Annotated in this window: 13 protein-coding genes and 1 riboswitch; all 13 genes read right to left on the bottom strand. The window is 71.7% G+C overall.

Going from position 1 to position 16,688, the window contains the following annotated elements:
* Window positions 1–381: 381 nt before the first annotated feature.
* Window positions 382–1,812, bottom strand: coding sequence for an argininosuccinate lyase (gene argH / locus V6R91_RS36185; RefSeq protein WP_336399344.1), 1,431 nt, complete (start codon window positions 1,810–1,812; stop codon window positions 382–384).
* A complete protein-coding gene (gene argF / locus V6R91_RS36190; RefSeq protein ID WP_067250092.1) occupies window positions 1,809–2,744 on the bottom strand; it encodes an ornithine carbamoyltransferase in 936 nt (311 codons plus the stop codon). The genes argH and argF overlap by 4 nt, the downstream gene beginning before the upstream one ends.
* Window positions 2,741–3,961 carry an acetylornithine transaminase gene (locus V6R91_RS36195; RefSeq protein ID WP_219084962.1) on the bottom strand — a complete coding sequence of 407 codons (1,221 nt, stop codon included), beginning with the start codon at window positions 3,959–3,961 and terminating at the stop codon, window positions 2,741–2,743. Before V6R91_RS36195 ends, argF begins: the two co-directional genes overlap by 4 nt.
* The gene (argB, locus tag V6R91_RS36200) at window positions 3,958–4,875 is read right to left on the bottom strand and encodes an acetylglutamate kinase (protein WP_067250085.1); all 918 of its coding nucleotides are present in this window, start codon (window positions 4,873–4,875) and stop codon (window positions 3,958–3,960) included. Before argB ends, V6R91_RS36195 begins: the two co-directional genes overlap by 4 nt.
* Window positions 4,872–6,026, bottom strand: a complete 1,155-nt coding sequence (gene argJ, locus V6R91_RS36205; RefSeq protein WP_336399345.1) for a bifunctional glutamate N-acetyltransferase/amino-acid acetyltransferase ArgJ — start codon at window positions 6,024–6,026, stop codon at window positions 4,872–4,874. Before argJ ends, argB begins: the two co-directional genes overlap by 4 nt.
* Before the next feature lie 49 nt (window positions 6,027–6,075).
* Entirely contained in the window at window positions 6,076–7,143 is a 1,068-nt protein-coding gene (gene argC / locus V6R91_RS36210; RefSeq protein ID WP_336399346.1) for an N-acetyl-gamma-glutamyl-phosphate reductase, read from the bottom strand.
* A 248-nt stretch (window positions 7,144–7,391) separates the two neighbouring features.
* The gene (thiD, locus tag V6R91_RS36215) at window positions 7,392–9,587 is read right to left on the bottom strand and encodes a bifunctional hydroxymethylpyrimidine kinase/phosphomethylpyrimidine kinase (protein ID WP_336399347.1); all 2,196 of its coding nucleotides are present in this window, start codon (window positions 9,585–9,587) and stop codon (window positions 7,392–7,394) included.
* Window positions 9,584–10,447: a hydroxyethylthiazole kinase gene (gene thiM, locus V6R91_RS36220; protein ID WP_336399348.1), complete on the bottom strand. Its 864-nt coding sequence runs from the start codon at window positions 10,445–10,447 to the stop codon at window positions 9,584–9,586. Before thiM ends, thiD begins: the two co-directional genes overlap by 4 nt.
* Window positions 10,437–10,531: riboswitch (TPP riboswitch) on the bottom strand. (Overlaps the previous gene by 11 nt.)
* A gap of 38 nt (window positions 10,532–10,569) precedes the next feature.
* Window positions 10,570–11,301: a DUF402 domain-containing protein gene (locus V6R91_RS36225; RefSeq protein WP_336399349.1), complete on the bottom strand. Its 732-nt coding sequence runs from the start codon at window positions 11,299–11,301 to the stop codon at window positions 10,570–10,572.
* Between the two features lie 60 nt (window positions 11,302–11,361).
* Window positions 11,362–13,860 carry a phenylalanine--tRNA ligase subunit beta gene (gene pheT, locus V6R91_RS36230; protein ID WP_219084952.1) on the bottom strand — a complete coding sequence of 833 codons (2,499 nt, stop codon included), beginning with the start codon at window positions 13,858–13,860 and terminating at the stop codon, window positions 11,362–11,364.
* Window positions 13,860–14,912, bottom strand: coding sequence for a phenylalanine--tRNA ligase subunit alpha (gene pheS / locus V6R91_RS36235; protein ID WP_067243482.1), 1,053 nt, complete (start codon window positions 14,910–14,912; stop codon window positions 13,860–13,862). The genes pheT and pheS overlap by 1 nt, the downstream gene beginning before the upstream one ends.
* A gap of 62 nt (window positions 14,913–14,974) precedes the next feature.
* Window positions 14,975–15,901: an amino acid ABC transporter permease gene (locus tag V6R91_RS36240; RefSeq protein WP_271063113.1), complete on the bottom strand. Its 927-nt coding sequence runs from the start codon at window positions 15,899–15,901 to the stop codon at window positions 14,975–14,977.
* On the bottom strand, window positions 15,898–16,545 hold the full coding sequence (locus V6R91_RS36245) for an amino acid ABC transporter permease (protein ID WP_336399350.1): 648 nt from the start codon (window positions 16,543–16,545) through the stop codon (window positions 15,898–15,900). Before V6R91_RS36245 ends, V6R91_RS36240 begins: the two co-directional genes overlap by 4 nt.
* Between the last annotated feature and the right edge of the window lie 143 nt (window positions 16,546–16,688).

Genomic DNA, 16,688 nt, shown 5'->3' on the forward strand with positions numbered 1-16,688 from the left:
CCCCAGCCGAAGCCGAGGCGAGGTTATTTGGCATTTGACAAGTGCACGCTGTTGAGTTCTCAAGGATCGGATGCTCCCACAGCTCAGCCTCACGGCATCACAGATGGGGCAACGTCTCACTCCCCCTCGCTGCGCCCTGCGGCGAACCTGAGGTGGGAGTTACCGATCTTAGCCGAAGATCCTCCGCGAGGGAAGTTCTTCGTCGAGATCGGGTTCGTTCGCCGCTTGGGGAGTCAGACCTTCCGGCCTTCCGCTCTACCGCTTGGGGCGAACAGGTAATAACTTACGCGGATCCCGGACACCCGGCAAATCCGCACCGCACCCCGGGCGTGTCGCGAGCCCGAGAGGGACCGGGATCCGCGGAACGACGCGGATCCAGGGTCACAGCCCGAGGGCGTGGGCGGCCGACTGGGCGCGCGCGACCAGCTCGGCCCGCTGCTCCTCGACGCGCGCGGGGGCCGTGCCGCCCGCGCCGTCGCGGCTCGCGACCGAGCCCTCGATCGTGAGCACGTCGCGCACGGCCGGGGTCAGGTGGACCGACACGTCGGCGAGCAGGTCGTCCGAGGCCTCGTCCAGTTCGATCCCCCGCTCCTCGCACGCGCGGACGAGGGCACCCGAGATCTCGTGGGCCTCGCGGAACGGGACCCGGTTCTTCACCAGCCACTCGGCGACGTCCGTGGCCAGAGAGAATCCCTGCGGAGCGAGGGCCGCCATGCGGTCCGTGTGGAAGCGAAGGGTCGCGATCATCCCGGTGAAGGCGGGGAGCACCACCTCGAGGGTGCGCACGGAGTCGAACACCGGCTCCTTGTCCTCCTGGAGGTCCCGGTTGTACGCGAGCGGAAGACCCTTGAGGGTCGCCAGGAGACCGGAGAGGTTCCCGATCAGCCGGCCGGCCTTGCCGCGTGCGAGCTCGGCGATGTCGGGGTTCTTCTTCTGCGGCATGATGCTGGAGCCGGTCGAGTAGCCGTCGTCCAGCGTGACGAACCCGAACTCGCGGGTGTTCCAGAGGATGATCTCCTCGCTGAGACGCGACAGGTCGATGCCGATCATCGCGGCGATGAACGCGAACTCCGCCACGACATCGCGCGCGGCGGTGCCGTCCAGGGAGTTCTCCGCCGGACGGTCCAGCCCGAGCTCCCGCGCGACGAGGGCGGGGTCGAGGCCGAGCGTCGATCCCGCCAGCGCTCCCCCGCCGTAGGGCGAGACCCCGGCCCGCGCCCGCCAGTCGACGAGGCGTTCGAGATCGCGCACGAGCGGCCACGCGTGCGCCTGAAGGTGGTGCGCGAGCAGCACCGGCTGAGCGTGCTGGAGGTGCGTGCGCCCAGGCAGGATCGCCGTCGGGTGCGCCTCCGCCTGCGCGACGAGCGCGTCCACGAGACGCAGCAGGTCCCGCGCGATGACCCGCGCATGGTCGATCAGGTACATGCGCACGAGCGTCGCGATCTGATCGTTGCGGCTGCGGCCCGCCCGGAGGCGTCCGCCGAGCTCGGGTCCGACCTCGGCGATCAGGGCGGACTCCAGGGCACCGTGCACGTCCTCGTCGGCCGGATCGGGGAGCAGCGTGGCGTCAGCGATGCGCGCGGCCAGCGCGTCGAGGCCGGCGTGCATGCGCTCGGCCTCGTCCGCCTCCAGGTACCCGGCCGCCGCGAGCGCCGTCGCATGGGCGTGGGAGCCGGCGATGTCGTATGGGGCGAGGATCCAGTCGAAATGGGTGGACCGGCTGAGATCGGCCAGCTCGGGGCTCGGTCCGCCCGCGAAGCGTCCGCCCCAGAGCGACCCCTCGTTGGTGCCCCCCGGCGTCTGCGCGCTCATGCGGACTCCTCCTGCTTGCTCAGCAGCCAGACCAGCAGCGCTTTCTGCGCATGCAGCCGGTTCTCCGCCTCGTCCCAGACCACGCTCTGGGGGCCGTCGATCACCTCGGAGTCGACCTCGTATCCCCGGTCCGCGGGGAGGCAGTGGATGAAGATGGCCTCGGGGTCGGCCTCGGCCATGATGCCGGTGGTGACCTTGTAGCCGCCCAGATCCCGCAGCCGCGCGATCTTCTCCTCCTCCTTGCCCATGGAGACCCAGGTGTCCGTGACGATCACGTCCGCGCCGGCCGCCGCCTCGGTCGGATCCGTCACCAGGGTGACCGATCCGCCGGTCTCGGCCGCCCGCCGCTGCGCGGCCTCGACGACGTCCGCGCGCGGCGAGTAGGCGGCGGGCGACGCGACGCGCACGTGCATGCCCGCCGTCACCCCGGCCAGCACGTATGAGTGCGCCATGTTGCTGCGGCCGTCGCCGAAGAACGACAGGGTGAGCCCGGCGAGCTCCCCCTTGTGCTCGCGGATCGTGAGCAGGTCGGCGAGGAGCTGGCACGGGTGGAAGTCGTCGGACAGGGCATTGACCACGGGGACGCGCGTGCCCGCGGCCATCTCCTCCAGCCCCGACTGCGCGTAGGTGCGCCAGACGATCGCCGCCACCTGCCGCTCCAGGACCCGGGCCGTGTCGGACGGGGTCTCCTTCCCGCCGAGCTGGCTGTTCGCGGTGGAGATGATCAGCGGCGAGCCGCCGAGGTCCGCGATCCCGACCGCGAAGGAGACCCGGGTGCGGGTGGATGACTTGTCGAAGATGACCGCGACGGTCTTCGGCCCCGCCAGTGCCTTGTTCGCCCAGCGGTCCTTCTTCAGCTCCAGGGCCAGATCCAGGATCTCGGCCTGCTCGGCGGCGGTCAGGTCGTCGTCGCGAAGGAGGTGACGGGTCATGCGAGGGTCTCCGTGGGGGTCGGGATGGATGCGGCCACCGCGGACACCGCGGCGCCGAACAGGTCGAGGAACTCCGCCACCTCGGCGTCGCCGATCGTATAGGCCGGAGCGATGCGGATCACGTCGTCGGCGGGGGCGTTCACGATGAGGCCGCGCTCGTGCGCCGCCTCCCGCACCTGCGCGGCGACGGGAGCGGCGAGCGTGATCCCGATGAGCAGCCCCGCACCGCGGGTTCCCGTCACGAGCGGGAGGCCGTCGACCCCGGCGCGCAGTTCCGCGCCCCGTGCGACGACGTTGGCGAGCAGTCCCTCGTCCTCGATGTGCGCGAGGACCGCGTTGGCCGTCGCGCTCGCGAGCGGGTTCCCGCCGAAGGTCGAGTTGTGCGTGCCCGGGTAGAAGAGTTCGCTCGCGTCGCCGAACGTGATGAGCGCGCCCAGCGGGAAGCCCGCCGCGATGCTCTTGGCCACCGTCACGGCGTCGGGCACGATGCCTTCGCGCTGGAACGCGAACCACTCGCCCGTGCGCCCTGCGCCCGTCTGCACCTCGTCGAGGATCAAGAGGGCGTCGTGCGCGCTCGTGAGCTCGCGCGCCCGCCGGAGGAACCCGTCGGGGAGCTCGACGACGCCGGCCTCGCCCTGGATCGGCTCGACGACCATCGCCGCGACCCCGCCGTCCGCGACCGCGGCGGCGAAGACCTCCTCGAGACTCTCGATCGAGCGCTGCACCGTGCGGACGCCGGGAAGCACCGGCTCGAAAGGCTCCCGGTACGCGGCCTTCGGCGTCAACGAGAGCGCGCCCATGGTCCGGCCGTGGAACGCCCCCTCCACGACCAGGACGGTGGAGCGACCCGTGTCGCGCCCGTGCAGCCGGGAGAGCTTGATCGCCATCTCGTTCGCCTCGCCGCCGGAGTTGGCGAGGAAGACCCGACCCCGCTCCCCCGTCCCCGCCAGGCGCTTGAGACGAGCCGCCAGCTCCAGCTGACCCGGGCTCGCGAAGTAGTTCGAGACGTGCGCCAGCGTCGCGGCCTGGCGGGACACGGCCTCCACGAAGACCGGGTGCGCGTGACCGAGGCAGTTCACCGCGATGCCGCCGAGGAAATCGAGGTAGCGGCGCCCGTCCGCGTCCCACACCGAGGAGCCCTCGCCGCGCACGAGCAGCGCGAGCCGCCCGCCGAGGTTCATCAGGTCCCGCCCCGCATCGTCCTGCCAGACGCTCATCCGGCCACCGCCTCTCCGTCCATGACGACTTCCGTGCCGATCCCCTTGCTGGTGAACAGTTCCACGAGCACCGAATGGGGCACGCGCCCGTCGATGATCGCCGCGGCGCGAACGCCGCCCTCCACCGCGTCCAGGCACGCGCGCATCTTCGGGATCATGCCCGACTCCAGCGTCGGGAGCATCGCGGTGAGCTCGGTGGAGGTGATGTGCGACACGAGCGAGTCCCGGTTGGGCCAGTCCGCGTACAATCCGGCGACGTCGGTGAGGATCACGAGCTTGACCGCCCCGAGCGCCGTCGCCAGCGCGGCCGCCGCGGCGTCGGCGTTCACGTTCAGCGACTGCCCGGGGTGATCCAGGTCCGGCGCGATGCTCGACACCACCGGGATCCGCCCCGCTGCGAGGTGATCCAGCACGGGCGTCGGGTCCACCTGCACGACGTCGCCGACCCGGCCGAGATCCACTTCCTCGCCGTCGACCAGCACGCCGCGGCGGCGGCCGCCGAACAGTCCGGCGTCCTCTCCGCTGAGTCCCGTGGCGATGGGACCGTGGCTGTTGATCTTGGCCACCAGCTGCGGGTTGATGTGCCCGGTCAGCACCATCCGCACGACGCTGATCGCCTCGGTCGAGGTCACCCGGTACCCGCCCTTGAACTCGCTCGGGATCGCCAGGCGGTCGAGCATGTTCGAGATCTGCGGTCCGCCGCCGTGCACCACGACCGGCTGCACCCCGACGTAGCGGAGGTAGGCGATGTCCTGCGCGAACGCGTCCTGGAGCTCGTCGCTGATCATGGCGTTCCCGCCGTACTTGACCACGACGATCTGGTCTCGGAACCGCTTCAGCCACGGCAGCGAGTCGATGAGGGTCTGCGCCTTCGCGGCGGCTTCCTCGGGGGCGGTGTCCTGCAGGTCGGTCATGAGGAGTAGGCGCTGTTCTCGTGGACGTAGTCGTGGGTGAGGTCGTTGGTGCGGATCGTCGCCGTCGCGTCGCCCGCTCTCAGGTCGATCCGCACATCGGTCTCCTTCGGCGTGAGATCGACCTCCTCGCGAGGCCGGTCCGGCCCGCCCGCGGTGCACACCCGCACACCGTTCATCCAGACGTCCACGTCGTAAGGATCGAATGCCGCGGCGGTGGTGCCGATCGCCGCGAGCACGCGGCCCCAGTTCGGGTCGTTGCCGAAGATCGCCGCCTTGAACAGGTTGTTGCGGGCGACCGCCCGGCCGACCTCCACAGCATCCTCCTCGGAGGCGGCGTGCACGACCTCGATCGTGATGCTGTGGCTCGCGCCCTCGGCGTCGGCCTGGAGCTGCACGGCGAGATCGGCGCAGACCTGGACGAGTCCGGCGCGGAAGGCGTCGCCGTCGGGAGTGGTCCCGGTGGCCCCGCTGACGAGCAGCGACACCTGGTCGTTCGTCGACATGCAGCCGTCCGAGTCGAGCCGGTCGAAGCTCACCCGGGTGGCCGCGCGCAGGTGCGCGTCGGCCTCCTTCGACGTCAGCACGGCGTCCGTCGTGAGCACGACGAGCATGGTCGCCAGGCCCGGCGCGAGCATGCCCGCGCCCTTCGCCATCCCGCCGATCGTCCAGCCGTCCCCGTGGAACACGCTCGTCTTCGGCACCGTGTCCGTGGTCATGATGGCCAGTTCGGCACCGCCGCCGTCCGGGCTCAGCGCCGCGATCGCGGCCTCCGTGCCGGCGAGGACGCGCGCGCGGAAGGTCTCGTCGCCGGTGCCGATCAGCCCGGTGGAGCACACGAGCACGTCTCCTGCGCTCACACCGAGGAGTTCGGCGGCCCGCTCGGCGGTCTGGTGCGTGGTCTGGAAGCCGAACGATCCCGTGAAGCAGTTGGCCCCGCCGGAGTTCAGCACGATCGCCTCGACGGTGCCGTCCTTGATCGCCTCCTGGGACCACAGGATCGGGTTGGCCTTCGCGCGGTTCGACGTGAAGACCGCGGCCCCCGCCTTGAGCGGCCCGCGATTGACGACCACCGCCACGTCCGGCTTGCCCGTCGACTTCAGGCCCGCGGCGACGCCCGCCGCCTCGAACCCCTGGGGGGCGGTCACGCTCACAGCGTCTCCTTCTTCACGTTCTCGGTCTCGGTCTTCCTGCTCCCGGCGGTCACGGTGCGACGCCGTTCACGGTCAGCGCCGTGCCCTCGGGAAGGCCCAGCGCGAGGTTCATGGACTGCACGGCCGCACCCGCCGTCCCCTTGACGAGGTTGTCGACGGCGGTCACCACGGTGACCCGGTTCGCGGCACGGTCGATCGCCAGCCCCATCAGCGCCGTGTTGGCGCCCAGCACGTCTGCGGTCCGCGGGAACTGCCCCGCGGGAAGCAGTTGCACGAACGTCTCGTCCCCGTACGCCGCTTCCCACGCGTTCCGGATCTCCTCGTCCGAGACCCCGGCGCTGATCGGGGCGGTCGAGGTGGCGAGGATCCCCCGCGCCATCGGGACGATGACCGGGGTGAAGGAGATCCGCACGTCCGCCGGGTCGACGCCGGCCGCGGTGCTCGCGCCGGCCGCGACGAGCGCCTGGCGGATCTCGGGGATGTGCCGGTGCGTGCCCCCGACGGCGTAGGGGTTCGCGGTGCCGAGGATCTCGCTGCCGAGCAGGTTCGTCTTGAGGCTCTTTCCCGCGCCGGAGGGTCCGACGGCGAGGACGCTGACGATGTCGGACGCGTCGATCACGCCCGCGGCGACACCGGGAGCGAGACTGAGGCTCACGGTGGACGCGTTGCAGCCCGGCGCGGCGATCCGGGTGGCGTCGCGGAGGTTCTCCCGCTGCTTGCCCTCGCCGACCAGGAGCTCGGGCACGCCGTAGGCCCACGGCTCGTGGAACGCGCCGCCGTAGAAGGCGTCCCACGCGTCCGCCGAGGTGAGCCGGTGGTCCGCGCCCGCGTCGATCACGAGAGGGGCGTCGCCGAGCGCGTCGGTGTACTGCCCGGATTGCCCGTGCGGCAGGGCGAGGAAGACGACGTCATGGCCCGCGAGAATCTCCGGCGTCGTGTCCTGAAGGGTGAGATGTGCGAGCGAGCGCAGGTGCGGCTGGTGCTGGACGAGCGGCTGCCCCGCGTTGGAATGCGCCGTGACGGTGCGGATCTCGATGTCGGGATGGCTTGCGAGCAGGCGCAGGATCTCGCCGCCCGCATAGCCCGATGCGCCGGAGACGGCGACGGAATACGTCATGCTTCCACCTTAACGGTCAGGGTCTGAGGGGCCGGGGCGGCGACACCGGCTCCTCAGCACCGCGGACGCGCGGGACGGAGAGCGGGGTCGCCTAGAGTCGGCGGTCGCCCTGGCGTCGGCGCTCCGGAGCGGCGCTCGGAACGAGCGCGGCGGTGACGGGAGCGGCCGGAAGCATGGGGCGACGATATCGCGTGCCGGTCACCGCGGCAAATCGGATCCGCCGGACGCGACACCGTCGCCCGTTCCGCTCACGCGCCCACGCGCTCGCCCTCTCTCTCCCGCGCCGCGAGCGGCGCCGCGAAGAACGCGTGCTCCAGCTCCGCCGACCGGACGAATGCCGCACGCATCCGCCGGCGGGTGGGCGCCCCGGCCGAGGCCGCCGCGCCGGTGACGATGTCGATGGCGGTCCGCGTCGCCTCGGCGAAGGCAGGATCGGCGTACGTCGCCAGCCAGCTCGCGTAGGGATGCCCGGGATCCTGCGCCTGCGCCCCCAGCTCGCCCGACTGCAGGCGGACGCCGAGATCCGTGTACAGCCAGAAGCACGGCAGCAGAGCAGCGATCAGCACGGCGTGCTCCGCGTCGAACGCCACGGCGCGCAGATGGTCCAGATACGCCGTGGTGATCGGCCCGGGCGCCGCCGAGAACACCGTCTCGCGCTTTCCGGCGTCCTCTCGCCCGTCCGGGCCCGGCCCCTTGTCCGCGTCCGGCATCAGCCATTGCGCGTGCAGCTCCAGCTCGCCCTCGATGGCCCCACGCGCGGACTCGGCCCAGAACGCCTGCTCCGTGGAGGACGGCGCCGAGCGCGAGGCCGCTGCGAGGACGCGCGCGTAGTCACGCAGGTACAGCGCGTCCTGGGCGAGGTAGAACCGGAACTCGGCGTCCGGCAGCGTCCCGTCGGCGAGCCCGCGGATGAAGGGCAGATCGTCGATCGCGGCGCGGACGGGAGCGATCGCCGCCCACCACTCCGCCTCGATCTCCCGCGCGTCCGCCGCAGGGTGCTGCCCGACGAAGTGGTCAACGGGTCCGTGTCCCGCCCCCACGCCCAGGGACTCGCCGCCCCGAAGCGCGTCCCGCAGCCACTGCCGCGTCCGCCTGACCGCCTCGGGCCAGTCCTCCCCGCGAGCGCGGCGGGTCGCGATGCCCGCCGACAGGGAGCACCCGGTGCCGTGCGTGGCCGTGGTCTCGATGCGGTGACCGGGGAACTCGCGGACGTCGCTGCCGCGCACCAGGGCGTCGGGCGCATCGGCACCGGGGAGGTGGCCGCCCTTCACCAGGACCGCGACGTCCAGCGTGGCGGAAAGGCGCCCGGCCTGCGCGAGCGCCGCGGTCCACGTCGGCGCCGTCGGCTCGCCGGTGAGCACCGCCAGCTCGGCGAGGTTGGGGGTGATCAGATCGGCCCGGCGGAGCAGCTCGGTGAGCGCCCGCTCGGCGCGGGCGTCCAGCAGCCGGTCACCGCTCGTGGCCACCATCACCGGATCCACCACCACCGCCGGCGGACGCGACTGCGCCAGCCAGTCTCCGACCGTCTCGATCACCTCGGAGGTGGCGAGCATGCCGATCTTCACGGCGTCGATCTCGATGTCGTCGGCGATCGCGTCGAGCTGCGCACGCAGGAAGACGGGGTCCGGCACGTGGACCCCGCGGACGCCCCGCGTGTTCTGGGCCGTCAGCGCCGTGATCGCCGCCATCCCGTACCCGCCGTGCGCGGCGATGGACTTCAGGTCGGCCTGGATCCCCGCGCCTCCGGAGGGATCGCTGCCGGCGATGCTGAGGACGCGGGCGGGACCGGGGCGCCGCCAGCGCCGACGCAGCTCCCGGGCGGCCTCGCGGGGATCCGGCGCCGCGCAGAGCGCCGACACCACGGCGACGCCGGCAGCGCCCGCGGCGCGCAGGGCCGGCACGTCCTCGGCGGTGATCCCGCCGATCGCCACGCACGGCACCGGACTCTCGGCGGCGAGGGCGGCGAAGCCGTCGACTCCGAGCGCGGGCGGATGATCCGGCTTGGTCGCCGTCGGCCGGATGACGCCCACGCCGAGGTAGTCCACGGTCCCCTCGGGAAGCGCGCGGACGCCGTCGAGATGCGCGCGGGTGTTCGCGGTGAGCCCGATGACGGCATCCGGCCCGAGCAGTTCCCGCGCGCGGAGCACGGACGCGTCCGACTGCCCGAGATGGACCCCGTCGACGCGCGCCCCGCGTCGACGCGCTTCCACCGCCGCGTCGATGCGGTCGTCGACGAGCAGGAGCGCCCGGCCGCCGATGACGTCGGAGAGCTCCACGAGCTGGGCGGCGACCGCGGCGTCGGGGGCGTGCTTCTCTCGGAGCTGCACGATCCGCACCCCGCCGTCGACGGCGGCGGCCACGACGTGGGCGACGCCGCGCGGCCCGGACAGCGCCGCATCCGTGACGAGGTAGAGGGCGAGGTCGCGGGGGTCCAGGCCGCTCATGCCGTCGCCTCCGGCGCGAACGCCGAGGTCGTGTGCGCGCGCTCCGCCACGGAGGCAGGATCGAGCGAGGCCAACGCATCGAGAAGCCCTACCGCGAAGGACCCCGGTCCGCTCGCTTCCCGCGCTGCGTCCTCGGCCGCGATCGTGTACGCGAGCGTCGCCGCCGCCACCGCCGTCACGGGGGTGTGTCCGGTGCCTCGCGCGGTGCCGAGGAACGCCGCCATGACCGCGCCCAGGGCGCATCCGCCGCCCGTGACGCGGGTGAGCAGCACGTCGCCGTTCGCGATCCGGATGCTCTGCTCGCCGTCGACCACGAGGTCGACGGGGCCCGAGACGGCCACGACGCATCCGTGCTGCCTCGCGAGGTCGGCGGCCGCGTCCGCCGCGGCCTCGGTCGTGTCGATCGCGTCGACGCCGCGTCCCCCGCCGCCGCGGCCCGCAAGGGCGAGGATCTCCGAGGCGTTCCCGCGCACGGCCGTGGGACGCATCGCGACCAGGTCGCGCGCCAGCGCCGTGCGGACCGGAAGTGCGCCGACCGCGACCGGGTCCAGCACCCACGGGGTCCCGGCGGTCCGTGCGGCGCCGACGGCCTCCACGCTCGCGGCGCGCTGTTCCGGCGTCGGCGTGCCGAGGTTCACCAGGAGTCCGGAGGCGATCCCGGCGAACATCCCGGCCTCCCCGACGATGTCGGTCATGGCGGGAGCGGCTCCCAGCGCGAGCAGCACGTTCGCGGTGAACCCCGTCACGACCGCGTTGGTGATGCACTGGGTCAGAGGCGGGCTCTCGCGCAGTGCGCGGAGGAGATCCCCGGTGGCCTCGGCCACGGGCCCGGCGGACGATGGACGCAGACGATCGCTCACGCGACATCCCTTCGCTAGTACGAACTAGATCAGGTTCGACGGGTGTGATCTCAGCCGCGCGATGCGGCACCCCGTGTCACTGCTCGCAGTCTAGCGATCCCGAGGAGTCGGCGGGGCGGGCCTCACACCGACCGCGCGGGAGGGAGGTCCGTGAGCCGAGGGGTCGTCCAGTCCGGATCGGGACGCCAGCGCGTCCATTCGGGGTCGAACGGCCACGCCCCCTCGCGGAACGACGCGATGGCGGCGTCCGCGTGCGCACGGATGAGCTCCGCCTCGTCCGGCGCGATCCTCCCCTGCCTGATCGCCTCCACCAGCTCGTCCTCGTCCTTGAGACCGATCGTGCCGTCCGCCCCGATCTCCACGTCGAGCACATGGTCCGAGCTGAAGGTCGAGGCGCCGACCCGCTCATGGGCGTTCTCGAGGTTCACATACCACCCCGCGAACTCCCACGCATCGGGGTCGTCCGCCGTCCCGGCCACCGCCCAGAACAGCCAGACGGACCAGGGTGTGGCCGTCGGGGCGATGCGCAGGACGCCGTTGCCCCACCACTCCTCCACGATCCGCGTGCGCGGCTCCAGCCAGCGCCTCTCCAGCGGGACCGTGCGGATCCGTCGGCCGTCCGGTCCGCCCATCCCCTCCAGGAGCGTCCCCGGGGCGAGCCAGGCGACCAGCCCGCGCTCGTCGTCCCGAACGACACGCATCGGGGCGATGCTGGACGCGTCACCGTCCCGCCAACCGGGCTTGCGGTAGTGCCAGTCGACCTGGGTGCCGGGAGCGAGGAAGGGCGCCCGCCCCAGGGGACGGGCACCGTCCGGCGCCGTGCGCGCGGTCACGTGGGGGACGAGATCTGTCATCCCCCGACCGTATCCGCGGCACACGGGCGCCGGCCGCAGCACCGCGCCCGACGGACGGGATCAGTCGCGGATGGTCGCCCCGAATCGCTCGGCGGCGACGCGGACGCCGGCCAGCTTCGCCTCCGTCGCCTCGGCGGCGGTCAGCGTGCGGTCGTCGGCACGGAAGCGGAGCGCGAAGGTCAGGCTCTTCTCGCCCTCCCCCACGCCCTCGCCGCGATAGTCGTCCACGAGACGCAGCGATTCCAGCAGCGTGCCGGCGCCCTCCGCGAGCGCGGCGCGCACGTGCGCCGCGGGCGTCTCGACGGGGACGACGAGCGAGACGTCCTGCGTCGCCGCCGGGAAGGTGGACAGCGACGCCGCCACGATCCGCTCACCGGTCAGGGACAGCACGCGGTCCAGGTCGATCTCGAGCACGACCGCGCGCCCCGGGAGGTCCGCGTCGGCGGCGACCTGCGGGTGCAGCTCGCCGACATAGCCCACCTCCTCGCCGCGCACGGTGAGGACACCGGTCCGTCCGGGGTGCAGCGCCTCTCGGCGTCCCTGTGCGACCTCGATCTCCACGCCTGCCGCGACGGCGATGAGGCGCACCGCATCCAGGCCGTCCGCGATCCCCGCCGCCTCCGCCGGGCGGCCCGGCTGACGCGGGGACACGTTGCCGGTGAGCAGCACAGCGAGGTGCCGAGCCTGCGGCGGGATCGACGCGTTCAGCGCCGCCAGCGTCTCGTCCGAGGGCCGCTCCCCCAGCGGCGGGACGGCGTCGGTGCCGTAGGTCACCCCGTCCACGGGCAGGAAGACCGCCCCCGCCTCGAAGATCGCGAGGTCCGTGAGGCCGCGCGAGATGTTGCGATGCGCGGTCTGCAGCAGGCCGGGGACGAGCGAGCGACGCAGGTACGGCGCCTGTCCGTCCAGCGGGTTCGCCAGGCGGACCCCCGCGATGCGGGAGCCGTCAGCGGATCCGTGCAGGTCGTTCTGCTCCTGCGTCGTGAACGGGAAGGACGGCGTCTCGACGAAGCCGCCCGCGGCCAGGGCGTTCAGGACGCGGCGTCGTCCCCGCTGCAGCGGGGTGTAGCCGCGGCCGGACGGCGGGGTGGGCAGCACGGAGCCGATCCGATCCAGGCCGTGGATGCGCGCGACCTCCTCCGCCAGCGTCCACTTGTCCGTGAGGTCGGGCCGCCAGGTCGGCGGGATGACCTGCCACCCGGTGTCCGTGGCCGAGACCTCCGCGCCGATCGTCTCCAGAGCGCCCACGATCTCGTCGTCCGAGTACGCCACGCCGATGAGTCCGGGCACGAACCCTGCGGGCAGATCGATGCCCTCGACGACCACCTCGGCGAACAGGGCACCCCCCTCGTCGGTGAGCGTTCCGCCGGCGAGCTCGACCATGAGATCGGCGACGCGACGCGCCGCCACGAACGGGATGAGCGGATCGACGCCGCGCTCGAACCGCTTGGACGCCTCGCTCGGCAGCTTGTGCCGCCGAGCCGTGCGCGCGATCGTCGTCGGGTCGAACGTGGCCGCCTCGATCAGAACGTTCCGGGTGGTGTCGCCCATCTCGGTCGTGCCACCGCCCATCACGCCCGCGAGGCCGATGGGACCGGACTCGTCCGTGATCAGCAGGTCCTCCCCATGGAGGGTGCGCTCCTGTCCGTCGAGCGTCGTCAGCTTCTCTCCCGGCTGGGCGCGACGCACCGTGATGTCGCCCCGGAGCTTGTCCAGGTCGTAGCCGTGGATGGGGTTGCCGAGCTCGAGCATGACGTAGTTCGTGATGTCGATCAGCACGCCCAGCGAGCGCATCCCCGCCAGAGCGAGCCGGGCGATCATCCACGGCGGCGTCGGGCGTGAGGGGTCGACGTCCCGCACCACGCGCGTGACGAACTCGCTCGCCCCCACGCGTCCGCGGATGGGGGCGCGGTCGTCCACGACGGTGGCGTGGCCAGAGCCGGGCTGCAGCTCGGCGAAGTCCCGCTCGGCGGGGTCCCGGAAGGCCGCGCCGGTCGCGTGGGCGTACTCTCGGGCGACGCCGCGGAGCGAGAACGCGTATCCCCGGTCCGGGGTGACGTTGATCTCGACCGCGACGTCGTCCAGGCCGAGCAGGCCGATCGCGTCCGTGCCGACGGGCGCGTCGACGCCGAGCTCGGACAGGATGAGGATCCCGTTGTGCTCGTCGCCCAGGCCCAGCTCGCGCGCCGAGGCGATCATGCCGTCCGAGACGTGACCGTAGGTCTTTCGTGCCGCGATGGGGAAGGGACCGGGAAGGACCGCACCGGGCAGGGTCACGACGACCTTGTCCCCGACGGCGAAGTTGTGCGCACCGCAGACGATGCCGCGCGGCTCGGCCTCGCCGACGTCCACCTGGCACCAGCGGATGGTCTTGCCGTTGGACTGCGGCTCCTCGTCGAAGGACAGCACCTGACCGACGACGACGGGCCCCGAGATCTCGAAGCGGTGGACGTCCTCCTCCTCGAAGCCGACGCGCACCAGCGCCGCCAGGACGTCGTCCGGCGTGGCGTCGGCCGCCACGTCCACGTACTCACGCAGCCACGAAAGCGGGACGCGCATCACACCACCATCCCGTACTGCTCGCTGAAGCGGACATCGCCCTCGGCCATGTCGCGCATGTCCTTCACATCGCTGCGGAACATCAGGCCCCGCTCGATCCCCATCCCGAACGCGAAGCCGCTGTAGACCTCGGGGTCGATCCCCGCCGCGCGCAGCACGTTCGGGTTCACCATGCCGCAGCCGCCCCACTCGATCCACCGGGCACCCCCCTTGAAGGTCGGGTGCCACAGGTCGAGCTCCGCCGAGGGCTCGGTGAACGGGAAGTAGTTGGTGCGCAGTCGCGTCTTCGCCTCGGGTCCGAAGAGCTGGCGCGCGAAGTGGTCGAGCGTGCCCTTCAGATGGGCCATCGTGATCCCCTTGTCCACGACCAGGCCCTCGAACTGCGTGAAGACGGGGAGGTGGGTGGCGTCGAACTCGTCGGTCCGGTAGACGCGCCCCGGGCACAGCACGTAGATGGGGACTTCACGGTCGAGCATCGAGCGCACCTGGACCGGGCTCGTGTGCGTGCGCATCACCAGGTGGCGCGCGGCGGGATCCACGTAGAACGTGTCCTGCTCCTGACGCGCCGGGTGGTCCTCGTCGAAGTTCAGGGCGTCGAAGTTGAACCACTCGTGCTCGAGCTCCGGCCCCTCCGCGATCTCCCATCCCATGCCGACGAAGATGTCGCAGACCTCGTCCTCCAGCAGCCCCAGCGGATGACGGGCACCGGGCCGTGTGCGCGCGGCGAGCGCGGTGATGTCCACGCGCTCGGCCTCGAGCCGCGCGGCCGTCTCGGCCGCGGCGATCTCGGCCTCTTTGGCCGCCAGCGCCTGGGTCACCCGCCCGCGCCCCTGGCCGATGAGCTTTCCGAACGCGGCCTTGTGCTCGGGGGCGACCTGGCGCATCGACGCGTTCAGGACCGCCAGCGGCGACCCCTCCGCGACGTGCGCTGTGCGGGCCGCCTTCAGCTCGGCGGAATCGGACGCCGCGCCGATCGCCTCCAGCGCGGCGGCGACGGCGGACTCCACCGCCTCCGGGGTGATCTCTGCAGGAGCGTGGGGAACGTCAGACACGAGACACGAGTCTACCGGCGCGCCCGCTCCCGCCCGCTCAGCGCGAGGCGGCGACGCAGAGATCACCGGGTTCCGAGTCCGGGATCCTCTCCTCGCCGGCTCACGCCCTTCTGGGTGGCGATGACCTCGGTCAGCGTCGATTCGTCGTCGGCCGCGGGGTTCGCGGTGTTCCCGCCACCGAGCTTCGGCGAGCGCTTGACCCGCTTCTGCAGGCGGTAGGCGATGTACGACAGGATCAGGCAGACCACCACGTAAATGGATCCGCCGATGATCGCCGACGGGATCAGCGGCGATCCGTAGGGCGCCTGATTGCCGATCTGGTTGATGACGTAGAGCAGTTCCTGATACGTGATGATGAAGCCCAGCGCCGTGTCCTTCAGCGCCACGACGAGTTGGGCGATGATGATCGGCATCATGGCCCGGACCGCCTGCGGAAGCAGGATGAGCCACATCACGCCTGTTTTCCGGAGACCGATCGCGTAACCGGCCTCCTTCTGGCCGCGGGGCAGCGACTCGACCCCGGCACGGAAGACCTCGGCGAGCACAGAGCCGTTGTAGACGATGAGCGCGATGACGACGGCCCAATAGGGCGGCATCTTCACTCCGACCACCGGCAGCCCGTAGTACAGCAGCATCATCAGCACGAGCACGGGGACGGCCCGGAGTATCTCGACGACCCACCCGACAGGCACGCGCACCCACGCATGCTCGGAAAGGCGACCGATACCGAGGAGGAAGCCCAGCGCGAGCGAGCCGACCCCGGCCACGCCGAACGCGGAGAGGGTGCTCAGCAACCCCTCGCCGAAGCGCTCCCAGACGGCCGAGTAGGTGAAGATGTTCCACTTCGCTGCGGTGAACTGCCCGGTCGCGAACAGACGCCAGACGACCCACCCGAGCACGCCCAAGACCACGAGGACCGTGAGCACACCGATGACGCGGTTGCGAGCGACAGCCTTGGGACCGGGAATGTCGAACAGGACGGAGCTCATCGCGCGATCCTCCATTTGCTTTCCATCGCACGCTGCAGCCAACCCAGCAGCAGAACGAGAACGACGAAGATGACCATGACCCAGATCAGCACGACGAGGGCGTTCTCACCGCGTTCGCTCAACCAGGACCGGATCGACCCGAGGTTGAGGACCGAGAATCCCGCCGCCACCGTCGTGTTCTTCAGCAGCGCGATGAGCACGCTCATCATCGGGGGGACCACCGAACGCGCCGCCTGCGGCAACACGACGTAACGCATGACCTGCCCGAAGTTCAGTCCGATGGCGCGGGCCGCCTCAGCCTGTCCGACCGGCACGGTGTTGATCCCCGACCGCACCGTCTCCGCGACATACGTCGCCGTGTAGATGCCCAGCGCGAGGACCGTCAGAAGCAACGGGCTCACCCGCTCTCCGAGGAGGATCGGAAGACAGAAGGCGAAGAAGAACATGACAAGGGTCAACGGGGTGTTGCGGATCCAGTTCACGTAGACACCGCCGACTGCGCGTGCGATCGGGACCGGGGAAACGCGCGCCGCCCCGACGATGAACCCCAGGACCAGGGCGATGAGGCCGCCGCCGAAGAACAGCACCAGCGTCCCGCCCAGGGCTTCCCCCCAGAGGTCGAGGTTGTCGGTGATGACTCCCACTTCGTGCTCCTGTCGTGTCGTTGGATCGCGACTACCGGGTTGGGGGGGGGGGGGGGGGGGGCCCCCCGCGTCGAGGGGGTTTCGCGGGCGGGGGCGACGCGTTCCGGGAAGCGATCCTTGACGCCCCGGAGGGCGTGGCCTAG

The organism is Microbacterium sp. CCNWLW41 (assembly GCF_037083505.1).

What these genes read in the sequence shown, in the direction of transcription:
- argF (WP_067250092.1), bottom strand. Translation starts at nt 2,744, where the DNA reads ATGACCCGTCACCTCCTTCGCGACGACGACCTGACCGCCGCCGAGCAG.
- pheT (WP_219084952.1), bottom strand. Translation starts at nt 13,860, where the DNA reads ATGCGCGTCCCGCTTTCGTGGCTGCGTGAGTACGTGGACGTGGCGGCC.
- V6R91_RS36240 (WP_271063113.1), bottom strand. Translation starts at nt 15,901, where the DNA reads ATGAGCTCCGTCCTGTTCGACATTCCCGGTCCCAAGGCTGTCGCTCGC.
- V6R91_RS36195 (WP_219084962.1), bottom strand. Translation starts at nt 3,961, where the DNA reads ATGAGCGTCTGGCAGGACGATGCGGGGCGGGACCTGATGAACCTCGGC.
- argC (WP_336399346.1), bottom strand. Translation starts at nt 7,143, where the DNA reads ATGACGTATTCCGTCGCCGTCTCCGGCGCATCGGGCTATGCGGGCGGC.
- thiD (WP_336399347.1), bottom strand. Translation starts at nt 9,587, where the DNA reads ATGAGCGGCCTGGACCCCCGCGACCTCGCCCTCTACCTCGTCACGGAT.
- V6R91_RS36225 (WP_336399349.1), bottom strand. Translation starts at nt 11,301, where the DNA reads ATGACAGATCTCGTCCCCCACGTGACCGCGCGCACGGCGCCGGACGGT.
- argH (WP_336399344.1), bottom strand. Translation starts at nt 1,812, where the DNA reads ATGAGCGCGCAGACGCCGGGGGGCACCAACGAGGGGTCGCTCTGGGGC.
- argB (WP_067250085.1), bottom strand. Translation starts at nt 4,875, where the DNA reads ATGACCGACCTGCAGGACACCGCCCCCGAGGAAGCCGCCGCGAAGGCG.